We start from the raw sequence: 15012 nt of genomic DNA, 5'->3' as shown, positions 1-15012 counted from the left end.
AACGAACTTAAATTATACATATTAATATGAGAAATTTTAAAGCCAAGCTATTTGGTGTGCCGCTTTTTGTATTGACTTTAGTAGCTTGTAACAGCAAGTTTGATAAAGTTTTACCACCATCGCAACCTAACGGCGCCAAGATAGTGAACAAAACTCCAAAGGTGCTTTACATCATAGCTGACGGCGCTAGGGGAACATCTGTGCGCGATGCGGACATCCCGAACATTAAGGGAAAATTGTTGCCAAATTCAATTTACACCTGGTCATCGCTGGCCGATACCGGCAGTAATGATGCTACCAACTGGGCCGATCTGATTACCGGTGTAACCAGGGCGAAACATAAAGTTTTGTCAGAGGATTTCGCGGGCTATGACAAGACCAATTATCCAACCATATTTACACGGATCAAATCTATCGTGCCAAATATGCGCATAGCCTCGTTTTCTACGTCGGCAGCATTCAATGCTAACTTAACAGGTGGTACTGATGTTGCCCAAAACCTTAGCAATGACGCGACGCTAACCAGCACAATGGCTGATTTTTTGAAAACAGATACCGCGTCAATTGTTGTAGGCGAATTTAGCGGTATTGAGGCCGCCGGGAAAGCTGCGGGTTCAGGATTTGATATTTCGTATGCACCTTATAAAGCCGCTATAGGTACTTTTGATACCGAAGTAGGCACATTGCTTGCATCGATTGCAAGTCGCCCAAATTACGCTAACGAAAACTGGTTGGTTATTGTAACATCAAACAGAGGGGGCGCTTTTACCTTAAAGGCATCTGATGATGATAAGACCATATTTAGCGACCCTACACTGAACACCTTTACTATTATTTCAAACCCGAGTTATAACCAGACTTTTATAGCTAAACCATTTGTGGGTAATGTTTATACAGGTAATTCTGTTAGATTCCTTGGCGACCCTCAAAAGGGCGTAGGCCAAGTTAGCGACAGTTTGTCACACTTTTATAACTTGGGAGATACCGGTAACTTTACCATTTCTGTAAAGGTAAAGAAACATAAAAACCCTGTTAACGTATCTAGAGGTGATTACTATTACGAGTGGCCGGGCTTTATTGGTAAAAAAGGTCATAGTCCTACAGATAATACACCAGAAACCGGCTGGGGAGATGGTAATGGCCGATCTCCAGGATGGGATTTTTGTTTATTCTATAATGGATGGAGGTTTATGCCAGGCGGTATCAACAGATATCAAGCTGGTGATGAAATTGCCGGCCCAGACTTTAAAGATGAGAACTGGCATGACCTTACAGCGACTGTTGTAAGACGACCTACTGACAACCACGTTATCATTTCTGTTTATACTGATGGTGTTTTAGGTTTAGCCAACCGTGGTTACAGCGAGACTTCGCCAGGTGCAGTTTCATATGATATTTACAACACTAACCAATCTTTAAGTGCGGATTTCAATTTGGATAATAATTCTGTAATGCGCGTAGGTTTTACCCCGGGCGAAATGGATGGTGGTAATTCAGGAAATACGTTTGGTAAAATAGATGTAGAAATTAAAGAATTAAAAATATTTAGAGCTGCTATGACCCAGGTAGATGTTAAGCAATATGCCTGCGACCAGACGCTGGATGCAAGTAACCCTTACTATCCTTATATACTAGGTTATTGGCCGTTTGACGAGGGTTCAGGTACTGTTGTGCATGATAAAGGCCCGATTGGCGGCGATATGAAATTGAGCCAGGCTCAGGCTAATGGATACACATGGAACCATTTTTCAGACCTGATCTGTTCGCCGGCGGCAAGTAACCTGCGTGTACAAGTACCTCAGGGAGCTGATCTGCCTGCGCAAATATTGGCTTTCTTTAACATCGCCCGTAGGTCGGCATGGAGTCTTGACGGCAAGGTTTGGACTTCCAACTAAAATGATTAAGGACAAGGGCTTTTAAACAAACAAGTCCTTGTCCTTCAAGGATATAAAACTTAATTTCAAAAGGAAATGAAAAAAATATTTATTAATCTACAGCTGGGCCTTTTGGGCTTGGTTATCGTAATGGGGTCGTCTTGTAAGAGCGAGAAAGTGGCCGATGCGATAAAAACACAGAGCTTTGCACCGGCTACCGCGTCAGTAACTGCCAAGATGGAAATTGGCACAGGCAGTACCTATACGTTAGACGGCGCGGCTTTAACCGTTCCTGTCGCTATCACATTTTCATCAGCTACTACTACTACATTTACAATCGATTTAAAATCTAATGTAGATACAATAGCAAGTCTGGTGTCTTCAGGTGCTTTGCCAAAAGGTACTATCGCGTTTGCCAACGGCTCAGCAGCGGTAGCACCACAGGTAAATGTTCCTGCCGGTGTTAAATCTATTAATTTTAATGTCATTATCAGCCGCTCGTCATTAGAGCTAGGCTATCCTGGCGATATGGCCGCGGTGCTCCAGATATCAAACGCTACAAAGGGTAACAAGATTACAGCCGGCAGTAGCAATACGGTGTTGATTGTACATACCAAACAATTGTTCGACGCAAATACAATCCATGATATAGCAATTGGTACGCCGTCAAATATTGTTACACCATCAGCAAATGGTGCTTATTTTGGTAAAACATCGACAGGCATTGAAGTAAAAATACCTATCGTCTTGCAAGGCGACCCGGGATCGGCCTTTACTGTGAATGTGGCCTCTTCGCCTGATAGTGTAACAAAATATATCAATAATGGTACATTAACTAACAGCGTGCTTTATCCCGATAGCAAAATTTCGCTATCTACGCCGCAGGTAAAAATATTAGAAAATACAAATACCGCTTATTTAACCTTTACCGTACCACTTAATACTTTGCTTGCCGTACAGCCGGCTCCGGCTGTACCTACAGTTATAATTCCTACTGTGGCTTTTACCATAAGTAACCCGTCAAGATATCAAATTACCAAGACAAAAATCAAAACAGTATTTGTTAAACTTGATCCTAATTATTTCAGGCCATATTTTGGCAAACCGTTTGAAATTAATGGTACTATCGGCACGGCATCTCCAATATTTTACGCGGTTAATTATGACTTTGGCGGCGAGGGCGTAGCATATCATGACGATAACCATAAGGACGGGGATACCAACTGGAGAGTGCCTGATGATGTTGACGCTAACGGCGATTATACCCCGCGAACAGTAGTAGGCTGGACTAGCGATGGTGAGTGGTTGACCTATAGTATAAATGTTGAACAAACTGGTGATTACCAGGCAGATACTTATTTGGGTAGCGGTGCTGATAATACCACTTACTCAATATATGTGGATGGTGTACTGCAAAACCCAAGCCCGTTGCCGGTACAAAATACGTCTGACTATAGAAATCAGAAAGCTAATTCAACAACATTGCATTTAACTGCAGGCTACCACATTTATAAGGTATTTTGGAATCACGCTCAATACGATTATAGAGGCACTATTCTTACAAGAATAAAATAAAGGAGAAATTTAATATGAAATATAAAATTATGAAAAGAGTATTAAAGCCAATAGGATTGATCCTTTGCCTGGGGTTTATGGCTTCTTGTTCAAAAAAGGTTGGAACCTCGATAGTTGACCCAACCATAGTAAACCCTGTTGCAGATTTCAAGATCGTTGCTGATTCATCAGACGCGTTTACATTCAAATTTGAAAATTTATCAAAAAATTACAAAACGCTGCAATGGCGTTTTGGGGACGATTCAGTAAGTACTGAAGAAAGCCCGACGCATACATATGCTGCTACTTCCACCGGTGGCAATCCATACCACGCAATTTTAGCAGTGACTTCATCAACAGGTACTGTCTCAAAAAAGCAGATTGACTTTGACTTGTTGCCTGATAATGTTATGCAGGTACAACTTGTACCTACCGGGGTTGCAAACCAGAATAAGTTTGTATTAAAAATAAAAGGTACTGTAGTTAAGGCCAACTGGTCATTTGATGAAGTTAGTCCGGCCCTGACAACAAATAAAAAATATACTGATGTAACCCCGGTTATAACACAAACGCCAGGCGATTTCAACGACTTTACTGTGACTGCTACTACAGACAAAGGTTCGTCTGTAACTATTTCTAAGAACGTTTCAACTGCAGGCCTAGCGGTTGATATTACTCCAAGCCGGTCAACTTATACATCTAATTTAGATAATAATACAAATAATCCAAATGAAGGTAAAGATAAATTAATTGATGGCAACATAACTACTAAATTTGGGTATTATGCTCCTTTCCCTACACCGTTGCTCTACGCGCTTCAGTTCCCGGCACCGGTAACTGTGACCCTTTATGGCGTGGAAAACGGGAATGATACAGGTAGCGGTCGTGATCCGCTGGAGTGGTATATTGAAGGATCTAATGATCCTGGTGGCAGCAACGCCAGCTATGTAGTTTTGGATCATATTACGCTTGCCAAAGGTTTTTATGATATGGCGATAGCATTAGGATTGAAAGATACAAATGACATCAATGTACTAAACCGTACTTACTGGAAATTCTGGTATTACCCTATACCCGAAGCTAACCGTGGGGCGTATATCTGGTACAGGTGGCGCGTTGTTAAAACAGCCGGTGCGTTCCAAATGGGCGAATTTAGGTTGTATAAATAATTAGAATATAAAATGATATCACTTAAACCCCGGATCCAAAAGATCCGGGGTTTTTTATTGTAGTAACTAAACCACCGCCTAGGCGGTAGGTCAAGGGTGGAGGTTATGCCAGAAACCGTAAGCTTAGTTTTTAAGCTGATATAATAGTTTGGTAGAATTGCCCACTTGACAATTAAAGCCACCACCAAAGGTGGTGGATGTTTACTTAAAAATTATAACCAAATAATTATAAATATCCCTGCTTTTATTTTATACTGCCGATTTTTTGCATCGACAACTTGTAGCTTAGTTAGTATCAATTACACCTAAGTAACAACCTGAATAATATGAATAGCAGTATTATGCAAAAAAAGGGTTTTTCCATAAGCGGAGAAATTGCTAAAACCAAGCTAAGCCTAATCATAAGCATATCACTTTCACTGATAGTATTTCTTGTTTATATCCCCGTACTTTCAAACAAATTTCAGCTTGGATGGGATGACCAGGTAATAGTCATTAACGGCTATACAGGCGGTGGGTTACGTGTTGATAATTTATGGCTGATACTCACGCAATTTTATGCCGGCCAGTATGCACCCGTAAATCAATTATATTACTCCATAATTTATTCCATATTTGGCTATAATCCATTTTGGTTTCATTTGTTTAGCGTTTTAATTCATTTGGCCAATGTATTACTAACCTACAGTTTCATTAAATTGTTGCTTACAGAAGCTAAGGGTTTTGATGATAAATCTACATACCGCATTGCATTTATTACGGCTTTGTTAATGGCTGTGCATCCATTTCTTGTTGAATCAGTTGCCTGGGTTGCTGCGTCAAAAGTTTTGATCTATGCGTTCTTTTACCTAACAGCTTTACATGTTTATGTCAAGTATGTCAAATCAAAGCATGTCAAATATTATTTGCTCATTATCACCTTGTTCGTGTTATCATTTGGCGCAAAAGAGCAAGCGGTTATACTACCTTTTTGCTTTTTGCTAATTGACTATGTATTAAAAAGAGATATTAGATCTAAGGTAGTTTGGTACGAAAAACTACCTTTAATATTATTGGCTGTAGTTTTTACTTCGATAACTTTATTATCTCATAAAGCAATACCAAGTGACTTACACATTCGGCAACTACGCTACCCATTTTACCAAAATGTCATATTTGCATGCTACACTATTACCGAATATCTGGTTAAATGCTTAATCCCGGTAAAACTGCAATATATATATCTGTTTCCTAACGCAGTAGGACAGGAAGTACCAATCAGGTTTTGGATTTATCCTGCTTGTATTATTATAATCATTGTAAGTTTTTTTAACTTTTGGAAACAGAAATGGGTATTATTTGGCATATCGTTTTTCATTATTCATCTCGTTATGGTATTACACATTGTACCTATGGACAGATTTGCCATCATGGCAGACCGATATGTTTACCTGGCATCTATAGGCGTGTTTTTTTTAATGGCCTATTTTTTTAACCAAGTAATTGATAAACAATATTATAAATATTGGGTGCAAGTAGTTGGCTTTGTTTACCTGACAACAATTGCTATTTACGCTAACCAACATAGCCGCATGTGGCATGATAGCGATAAATTAAAAAGAGACTTGGCTCCGGAAGTTATTTACAGGATCCAGCTACAAGAACAGCTCTATTCCAAATAATACAAACTGAAAATAATATGGTTTGCTGCCAATATCCCCGGTCAACTGAATTGGCCGGCCGGTTTTTATTACAACATTGGTAACCCCCAAAAGGGGGGACATAATTAAACGCGCAAACTTTATTAGATAAACTAAATTATTTCAATTAAAAATTATAATTATGAAAAAAGTATTAAAAATAGCAGGTATAGCAGCTTTAGTTATAACGTTAATATGCAACTTAGAATATGCAATTTTTAGCGGCGGTATGAAAAGTTCGCCAAAAGCATTGGCTGATTGGAGTGGCACCAGCCACGGTGGCAGAAGTGGCCATTGGTGCGGTAATTCTGGTGATACTACGCTTCATGTTGGTACATGGTCAATATTAACTTATCAGGTTTATGGTAATTATGGGTATGAACATGGCCTTTATAAATTTACGTATGACCCTATGTATGGCAGACAATGCGCACCGGATGTGATATACAAACAAACAAGCGGAACCACAGTTACAATGTATGGTTCGAATTGCTGTGGAGACATATTCCCATCAGGTACTGGTAGTTACACGCAACTTTATTCGCCGGGAGGCAATACTCATCCTAATCCTTATCCATACCCCTACTATACCACCAGCCCAGGCGGTTATACAGGTTACGGCCCTTTCTAAATATTAATTAAAAGAGTTGCTATTATTTCAACATAGCAACTCTTTTTAAAACCTTATTATATACCATTATGAAATATACTTTCTTTTTTATCTCCGTTTTTTTATTTATTTCTTGCTCAAAAACCCAAACAAGTTATAATGTGCCTAAAATTAAACTTAACCTATCGGACACATCTACGGTGTTTCTTGAAGATATTGCACAAGATGTGTCGGTTGTTAATTTAGAAAATGGTGGAGAAAACACTTTGGTTATGCCTACAAATTTTTTTGTAACAGACAGTATAATTTTGATTGGAGACCGTGCACGTGGATCTGTTTTTATTTATGATAAAAAAGGCAATCTAATAAATAGAATAGGCCACAGGGGATCTAACTTCGGAGATTTTCAGGATATGACTGATGTTTGGTTTGATGCTGATCAAAAACAAATAAATATATTGGATAAGACTTCAACAAAGATTTTTGTTTTTGGTACCGATGGTCGATTTTTGAAAACTACTGATATTCTTAATCCGGAAAATTTAGGGATGGTATTTGCAAAAAACAGCAAAATGTACGTAACTACCGCACCCCGTAACGACCAAAATAAGGCCATTAGCAGGTTATCTATTTATGAAAAAAATGGCGACATGCTTAGTTTTCATGCTCCTGGACTTACATCGCCTCCTTTAATAACAGATTTAGATATTGTATTTCCTCATCAATTGGAAGTTTATAAAGACTCGATATATTTTTTGCCACTGTTAGATTATAATATTTACAATATTGGCTTTAATAGCGCGAAACCGGCATATCAGATTGAGGTACCCGAAGAAAATCAAATAACTGATGAAATAAAAGAAAAGAAAGTTGCAAAAGATCATTTCGATTATTGGAAGACAATGGATAAGTATAAGTTGTTATATAATTTAAGTTCTTTATTTATAACTGATGACTGGGTGTCTTTCAGATATGATTTTATGTCTATGCACCATTCAAGGAACGTGTTTTATTCTAAAAAAACGGGAAAGGTCTTACAGGTTACCGAATTTAGAAGCAAGAAGGATACAACCTTTAGGTCCCGCTCAATGGTTTTGGCAAAATATGGTGACTATTTCTTAATCGGAGTTCCTAACGCTGTTAAAGCCGACGAAAAGTTTAACAAAGAAAGAAAATCAGGACCACTTAAAATGTCATTCCGCCTAGTATTTTTTAAATTAAAAGACTTTTAGAATGTATCAATTGCACTATACATATTTAACCAAAGGCCAAAGAAAATGACAGCTAACCACGTACTTGGCTGCCTTGCTTAAAGTGAAAATCAAAAGTCCCATCCAAAGTATAATAATAGGACTGGCGCTCACGGCTGTATCTTATGTCGGCACCCAAGGATTTCAGGATATCTAAATACTCAAATGTGGTACGCTCACTTACATTTAATTTTTTCGCTAATTGTTCCGGTGTACCGGTAGCTTTTTTTCTAATTAGGCTGTTTAGATGATCAAGCCTATCAAAATAATATTTAGGCATAGCAATTCGGTTTAATAAGGTTTAGTTATTAATTACATTGCAAGATTTTGCAATGTAATTAGTTTATAATGGTTTTAATTTAGGGTGGTAGAAATATTACATAATTATAAAGCAAAAAAGGATTTGTATGTGTATTTATTTTATTCACTTTTTAATTAAAATGAAATATAAGTCACTGATCCTTTTAACGGAGTATTTTTAGAATTACTAAAAAATAATGATTACTGTAATTTTATTTTGCTAAAAATGCAATAATAGCGTACACAATTTATTCGCTTTAAGGATAAGCTTTGATAACTAATTAATAAAACAGATTTAGTTATTAAACCATTTACTTTTCTTAAAGTCTGAATGAGGCACTTCCGCCTTATGAAAAAATTTTACTCTTTTTGCGTTCCAATATTTTTATTGGCATCAATTTTTGCCGGATGTAAAAAAAACACTGTTAATAAACCGACAACAGGATCTTCTGCCGGTAAAGGGGCCGAAGGCAAAACCAATCCGGTAGTACCAATAACCTCTGAAGCAAAATTATCAAATTTTAAAATAAACGGCGTTAGTTGCGCTTTTGATTCGCTCACAAACTCTTATTATTACCCGTTATCGTCCGGAACATCGCTTACAAATTATACCGTTAGTTTTGATACAACACAAGCTGTAGCTATAACCATTAATAACGCACGTATTACTAATGGTGCATCAGTAAATTATGAACTTAAAACTAACCAGCAGGTAGATGTTTATGCGCTAAATTCACTTAATGTAACCACTAAATATGGTTTAATAATTACCGGCATGCCTATGGTGAATTTAAAAACAAATGCTGCAATAGGCGATAATGAGATAAGTGCTTCATTTGATCTGGTTGATCCGGATTACCAGTTGCAGAAAAGTAAGCTGGATATATCATCCAATATTATGATAGCATTAAGGGGCGCCACGTCAAGATATTATCCTAAGAGCTCATATGCGGTACACGTAGTGGATAATGGAGGTAATGATAAGGATGTTTCTTTATTAGGGTTACGCAACGATAATAGTTGGATACTGGATGCCATGTACATTGATCAGTCGCGGATGCGTAACCGGGTTTGTACAGACCTGTGGAATACATTTAACAATGTACCCTATATTGCTAAAGAGCCTACGGCACTTAATGGCACGCACGGGTACATGACCGAAGTATTTTTAAATAATAAATACCAAGGAATTTATTGTCTTACAGAGAAGGTTGACAGAAAGCAGTTGCAGATAAATAAACAATACGGTAACATGTATAAGGCAGATTTTTGGACTAATCAATCTGATTTTACCAGCGTAATACCGTATGATAATACAATTGATACCTGGGGTGGCTGGGAATTGGAATATCCGGATATTGGTGATGTGCCTGCTCCCAACTGGGGTTATTTGTACAACGAAGTTAATTACATAGCTACATCATCTGATGCTGATTTTAGTGCCAACATTCAAAGTAAGGTTGATATTAATAATATGGTTGACTATTTTATCTTTATTAATGTTCTTGGTGCACCCGATAACGAGAACAAGAATACGTACTTTAGTTTTTACGATTATCGGGATGCCGGGGCTTTCTTTTATTCGCCATGGGATTTAGACGGAACATTTGGGAGAAATGCTAATGGCGGTTATTATTCAAATCAATTAACTTATGGGTTTAACAATAATCTTTTATCTCGTTTACTTCAATTAAACGTCGCTAATTTTAAAGGCTTGCTAAAAACTCGCTGGGCTGCACTTAAACAAAACCAGTTAAGTAAAACAACAGTTAACGCAAGGATAGAAAACTACAGGAACATTATGGTTACCACTAACGCCTTTGCCCGCGAACAATTGATCTGGACAAACATTAGCCAAGACCTTAATACTGAAGCTGTTTACATGGATACATGGTACAGCGCCCAGTATGACCTTTTTGATAATTATATAAACGACTTATAAAGCTAATTTTCCCTGGTAATAGTCTAAGATCTTGGTACGTACCAAATAATCATAGCGTGCGTTTATCAGGCTTGTTTTGGCTTTGTCAAGGTTTCCTTTAACAATTATAAAATCTACCGATGTTAACGCGCCTGCATTAAACTTTATCTCAGCAATGCGGAAAGATTCACCGTATGCCTCTACTTGTTTTGATAAAAGTTGATACCTGTCGTAAGCGGCTGTCATATTAGCAAAAGCCTGGTCTACGTTAACCTTTAATTGCACCTGGTTGGCCTGTTCGTTGTACCGCTCGGTCTGCAGGTTTAATTTGGCCAGCTTTATTTTATTCCTGTTTTGAAAAGCGTTAAGAATTGGCACATTCAAGCCCAGGCTAACTGATGTGCTGTAGTTGTTTCTGAACTGATCGCCATAGCTAATGTTCTGGCCGGCATAGTTTTGCTGTACGGCAAAAACAGGTTGCCTGCCCGTAGCCGTTTGTATGAATTGGTTTGTAGGAACTACTGTAGAATCTACAAATACCGAACGTTGCGCCACGCTTGAATAATTAGTGGCTATGCCGCCCGATAATGACAGTGTTGGAAGTAAAGCGCCTTTAGCCACCTGCACCCCTTTTTCGGCACTTTCACGGCGTAATTTACCTGCCTTAATCAAAGCAAAGTTTGCTAATGAAGTATCATACACCTGGTCGGCAGTTTGATTATAGGTGGTAGTTACAAAATCGACAGCCTGGCGTTGAAATCTGATGTTTTTACGATAATTGACATTCATCAATTGCAACAGGTTAAGTTTGGCAATGTCAAGCGAGTTTTGAGCATTTATAACGCCTATCTGGTCGCTGGCCAGCTGGCCCTTAAGATCAGATAATTGCGACGGTGGCACATCACCGTTTTTGTTTAATATTTCGGTGCGATCTTCCTGATTTTGCGTTACCAATACCTGTGTATTAGCCTGCGTAAGCTGATCTTCGCTGCTCAGCACCTGCAGATAAGCAATGATGAGTTGCAGTGTCAGATCGTTTTTAGCCTGTTCAAAATCCATCTTCCCGGCCTGGTAAGCCAATGATGTTTGCCTGATATTATTTTGAAGCGTTAAACCGCTTGATAAGATCAGGTTGCCGGATAAATTATAATTCCCCGATGTAATAGGTTGCGTAATATATCCATTGGTAAATGGGTTAATACTGCGACCTTCGCTGATACTGTGGTTTACAGATCCGTTTATGGATGGTAGTAAATTCTCGCGTGCCTGTTGCCAATAAATACGGCTCGCCTCCATTTGGGCTTCGGTTTGCTTAACAAGTAAATTATTATTTACGCCAAGGTCAAGGCATTGTTGCAAGGTTAATACACTGTCGGTAATCATTTGCTGCGCAGATGCAACTTCGCTAACCAACAACACTACAGCAACTATAAAGAACCGCTTTAACATTTTGTACATCTTAAATATTTTTTGATGATTCTATTGTACCATCCAGCAAATTGATAATTCGGGTTCCATATGCCGCATTTTTCTCGGAGTGTGTTACCTGTATAATGGTCATGCCTTCTTCTTTGTTCAGCTTGCTGAACAACTCCATGATCTCGTCGCCTTGTTTTGAGTTAAGGTTACCGGTAGGCTCATCGGCCAGCAATAGTTTAGGGCTTACAATTAATGCACGGGCAATGCCAACCAATTGTTGTTGCCCGCCCGAAAGCTGTGAAGGGAAAAGATCTTTTTTACCTACTATCTGGAAACGGTCAAGCATATCGGCTACCAGAGCCTTACGCTCACCGGATTTGATATCGTGGTAAAGCAAAGGGGTTTCAATGTTTTCATAAACGGTAAGCTCGTCAATTAAATGATAAGCCTGGAATACAAAGCCTATGTTGGCCTTATAAAGCGCCGAGCGCTGCTTATCTTTCAATTGATGAACCGGCTCGTTCAAAAAGTATTGGTAACCTTCTGACGGCTCATCAAGCATGCCGATGATATTAAGCAGCGTTGACTTACCAGAACCTGACGGGCCCATGATGGACACAAATTCGCCTGCATCAACGTCAAGGTTGATGTTTTGTAAGATGGTAGTTTTTAAGCTGCCAGCTTTGTGATACTTAGAGATATTTTTTAGTGATAACATGGTATGGGTATAGTAATTAGTGTACCAAAGGTTTAAATAGCTGATTTATAGCTACATGTGACTATTGTTCAAAAATGCGCTTGTTCGCTATTGTACGGCAAGTGTACGGTTTTGATACAGTTAAATTACTCGTTTTTTAAACTTTTTACAGGATTAGCCAAAGCGGCCCTGATAGCCTGGAAACTAACGGTAAACAAGGTAATGATGACAGCGGCTATTGCTGATAGTATAAACACTCCCGGGCCTATGCTGATACGATAATCATATTTTTGCAGCCAGGTATGTAAAAAGTAATAAGCCATTGGCGACGCGATCAAACAACTAATCAATACCAGTAAAATAAAATCTGTCGACAATAAGGCCCATACCTGTGTTATAGATGCGCCAAGTACTTTACGGATTCCGATCTCTTTGGTACGTTGCTCGGCAACATAAGCAGCCAGGCCAAATAAACCAAGGCACGATATAAATATGGCCAATGTTGCAAATATGCCGGCCAGTTTACCAACCAATACCTCCAGGTTAAACTTTTGATTATAGGCATCGTCAGCAAATCGGTAAACAAAAGGGTAGGCCGGATTATATTTATCAAATATCTTCCCGATCTTTTGCATGGCCGTATGTGTGTTTGCGTTTGCGGTTAGGCGGTAAAGCGCCTGGTTACCACGATTGGCATGACTAAAAATAGCAGGCTCTACAGGTGTAAAAGGCGATGCCATTAAAGCGTTTTTTACCACACCAATTATTCTTACCTTACCCACAGCAGTATTCCAGCTTATTTCCTGGTTAATTTGGTTTTTTAAACCCATCCTGGCTACGGCTGCCTCATTTACCAATACGTTGCTGGTATCATTCGCCCATGATGACGAAAAATCACGCCCTTGTAAGATCGGCATACCTACTGTTTTAAAATAGTTATCAGATATACGGATGGTAGCTATATTAATTGATTCATCGCCCGCGGTTTTTTGTGGCCAGTTTGTTACCGATGTATGGCTGTAAATATCAGTTACCGGGCTTGATGCCCTGGCAATGTTTTCAATTAGACCGGTTTGCATCAACTCATTTTTCAGCGCATCGTAATTGCCGTTCAGATCATCGCTCATATCGGCCATTACTAAACGATTGGTGTCGTAACCCGCCGGCCTGTCTTTGGCGTGCTGTATCTGTTGGTAAACTATTACAGTGCTTATAATTAAGGCTACCGAACAGCTAAATTGCGCTACCACCAGTATTTTGCGCGGCAGCGTTGCCGTTTTGCCCGCCTGCGCAGTGCCTTTTAAAACCTTTACAGGATTAAATGAGGATAAATAAAAAGCAGGCCTGCTGCCTGCCAGCAAACCCGTTAACAATATGTAACTGATCATTACCAGCCAAAAGACAGGATTGTTGTAAGGGATGGTTATCAGGTCGCCGGTAAGCAGGTTAAAATACGGTAAGGCCAATTGCACCAATACTACAGCCAAAACAAACGAAAAGAAAGCTATTAAAACTGATTCGGTTAAAAATTGAAATATCAGATAGCTTCTTTGCGAACCCATTGCTTTGCGGACCCCAACTTCGCGGGCGCGTTTTTCTGACCTGGCGGTGGACAGGTTCATGAAATTGATACAAGCTATCAGCAATACTAAAATACCGATGATACTAAACATACGCACATAATCAATAAAGCCACCAACAGGCACCCCGTTTTTATAATCCGAGTACAAATGCCAGTCTTTCATGGGTTGCATGATCACCTCAGGCTTGGAAGGACGCATTACGGCCCCCTTGTCGCGTATGATCCATTTAATTTTAGGCGCTAATTTTTCATAACTTACCTCGGGTTGTAACATCGCGAATAGCTGAAAAGAGTTGTTGCCCCAATTGGTGCTGGTATTACCCCATCCCTCTTGTGTTTCTGTAAAGCTAAACGGCATTAAGTATTTAAAGCTGAAAGAAGAATTTGCAGGCAGATCCTTCAATACGCCTGTAACCTTCATGTTGGTCTGGTTATCTATTTTGACAACTTTTCCAATTGGGTCGGTGTTGCCAAAAAGAGCCTTGGCTGTTGATTGGGTTAAGACAATGGAATAAGTGTCTTTTAAAACCGTGCCGGCATTTCCTTTGATCAACGGAAACTGAAACATCTTTAAAAAGTCGGGTCCAACCGTTGAGCCGTCCATGTAAAGCTTCTTATTGCCCGCTATTAATCCGTGAGTGCCGTTCCAGTCAGATTGGGCCACATATTTGATCTCAGGGTACTCTTTCTTTAAAACTTCGGCTAAGGGTAGCGCCAAAGCATCTTGTGTATGTTTGCCCGTATGCTGGCTGGTAAAATTCACTTTCACCTGGTAAAGCTGATCGGTATCCGGCAAAAACCTATCATACGAATATTCATTGAACACCCACAAACCGATCAACAGTGCCACACCCATCCCAACCGATAAGCCAACTATATTTAAAAGGCTGTATGCCTTGTTCTTTAAAAGGTTGAGCCAAGCTATTTTGAGATAGTTTTTTATCATGATCAATGGGT

At 39.2% G+C, this 15012-nt stretch carries 11 protein-coding genes; 7 read left to right on the top strand and 4 right to left on the bottom strand.

Annotation, left to right across the window (positions count from 1 at the left end):
- The first annotated feature begins 26 nt into the window (after nt 1–26).
- The 6 genes from FO440_RS02355 (at nt 27) to FO440_RS02330 (ending at nt 8118) form a co-directional block, all read left to right on the top strand.
- The gene (locus FO440_RS02355; RefSeq protein WP_144246618.1) at nt 27–1895 is read left to right on the top strand and encodes a DUF4983 domain-containing protein; all 1869 of its coding nucleotides are present in this window, start codon (nt 27–29) and stop codon (nt 1893–1895) included.
- A gap of 75 nt (nt 1896–1970) precedes the next feature.
- A complete protein-coding gene (locus FO440_RS02350; protein WP_144246617.1) occupies nt 1971–3449 on the top strand; it encodes a carbohydrate-binding protein in 1479 nt (492 codons plus the stop codon).
- A 29-nt stretch (nt 3450–3478) separates the two neighbouring features.
- On the top strand, nt 3479–4597 hold the full coding sequence (locus FO440_RS02345; protein WP_144246616.1) for a PKD domain-containing protein: 1119 nt from the start codon (nt 3479–3481) through the stop codon (nt 4595–4597).
- Nucleotides 4598–4923: 326 nt separating this feature from the next.
- Nucleotides 4924–6258: an ArnT family glycosyltransferase gene (locus FO440_RS02340; protein ID WP_144246615.1), complete on the top strand. Its 1335-nt coding sequence runs from the start codon at nt 4924–4926 to the stop codon at nt 6256–6258.
- Nucleotides 6259–6418: 160 nt separating this feature from the next.
- On the top strand, nt 6419–6907 hold the full coding sequence (locus FO440_RS02335) for a hypothetical protein (RefSeq protein ID WP_144246614.1): 489 nt from the start codon (nt 6419–6421) through the stop codon (nt 6905–6907).
- Nucleotides 6908–6975: 68 nt separating this feature from the next.
- Nucleotides 6976–8118, top strand: a complete 1143-nt coding sequence (locus FO440_RS02330) for a 6-bladed beta-propeller (RefSeq protein WP_144246613.1) — start codon at nt 6976–6978, stop codon at nt 8116–8118.
- 52 nt (nt 8119–8170) lie between these two features.
- On the opposite strand, the gene FO440_RS02325 is transcribed toward FO440_RS02330, so the two are convergent.
- Entirely contained in the window at nt 8171–8416 is a 246-nt protein-coding gene (locus FO440_RS02325; RefSeq protein WP_144246612.1) for an HTH domain-containing protein, read from the bottom strand.
- A 369-nt stretch (nt 8417–8785) separates the two neighbouring features.
- On the opposite strand from FO440_RS02325, the gene FO440_RS02320 reads away from it, so the two are divergent.
- Nucleotides 8786–10378 (top strand): CotH kinase family protein, encoded by a 1593-nt coding sequence (locus tag FO440_RS02320; RefSeq protein WP_186292550.1) that lies wholly within the window; start codon nt 8786–8788, stop codon nt 10376–10378.
- On the opposite strand, the gene FO440_RS02315 is transcribed toward FO440_RS02320, so the two are convergent.
- The 3 genes from FO440_RS02315 to FO440_RS02305 form a co-directional block, all read right to left on the bottom strand.
- A complete protein-coding gene (locus FO440_RS02315; protein WP_246104156.1) occupies nt 10373–11815 on the bottom strand; it encodes a TolC family protein in 1443 nt (480 codons plus the stop codon). The two genes, FO440_RS02320 and FO440_RS02315, sit on opposite strands and share 6 nt — an antisense overlap.
- A gap of 1 nt (nt 11816) precedes the next feature.
- Complete coding sequence (locus tag FO440_RS02310) at nt 11817–12494, bottom strand: ABC transporter ATP-binding protein (protein ID WP_144246610.1); 678 nt, start codon at nt 12492–12494, stop codon at nt 11817–11819.
- A 125-nt stretch (nt 12495–12619) separates the two neighbouring features.
- Complete coding sequence (locus FO440_RS02305) at nt 12620–15001, bottom strand: ABC transporter permease (RefSeq protein ID WP_144246609.1); 2382 nt, start codon at nt 14999–15001, stop codon at nt 12620–12622.
- Nucleotides 15002–15012: the final 11 nt, after the last annotated feature.

It is taken from the genome of Mucilaginibacter corticis (assembly GCF_007558865.1).
In the GTDB taxonomy this organism is placed as follows: Bacteria; Bacteroidota; Bacteroidia; order Sphingobacteriales; family Sphingobacteriaceae; genus Mucilaginibacter; species Mucilaginibacter corticis.
Note: the sequence above shows the minus strand (reverse complement) of the source record. Positions and strands in the feature narration are given on the sequence as shown.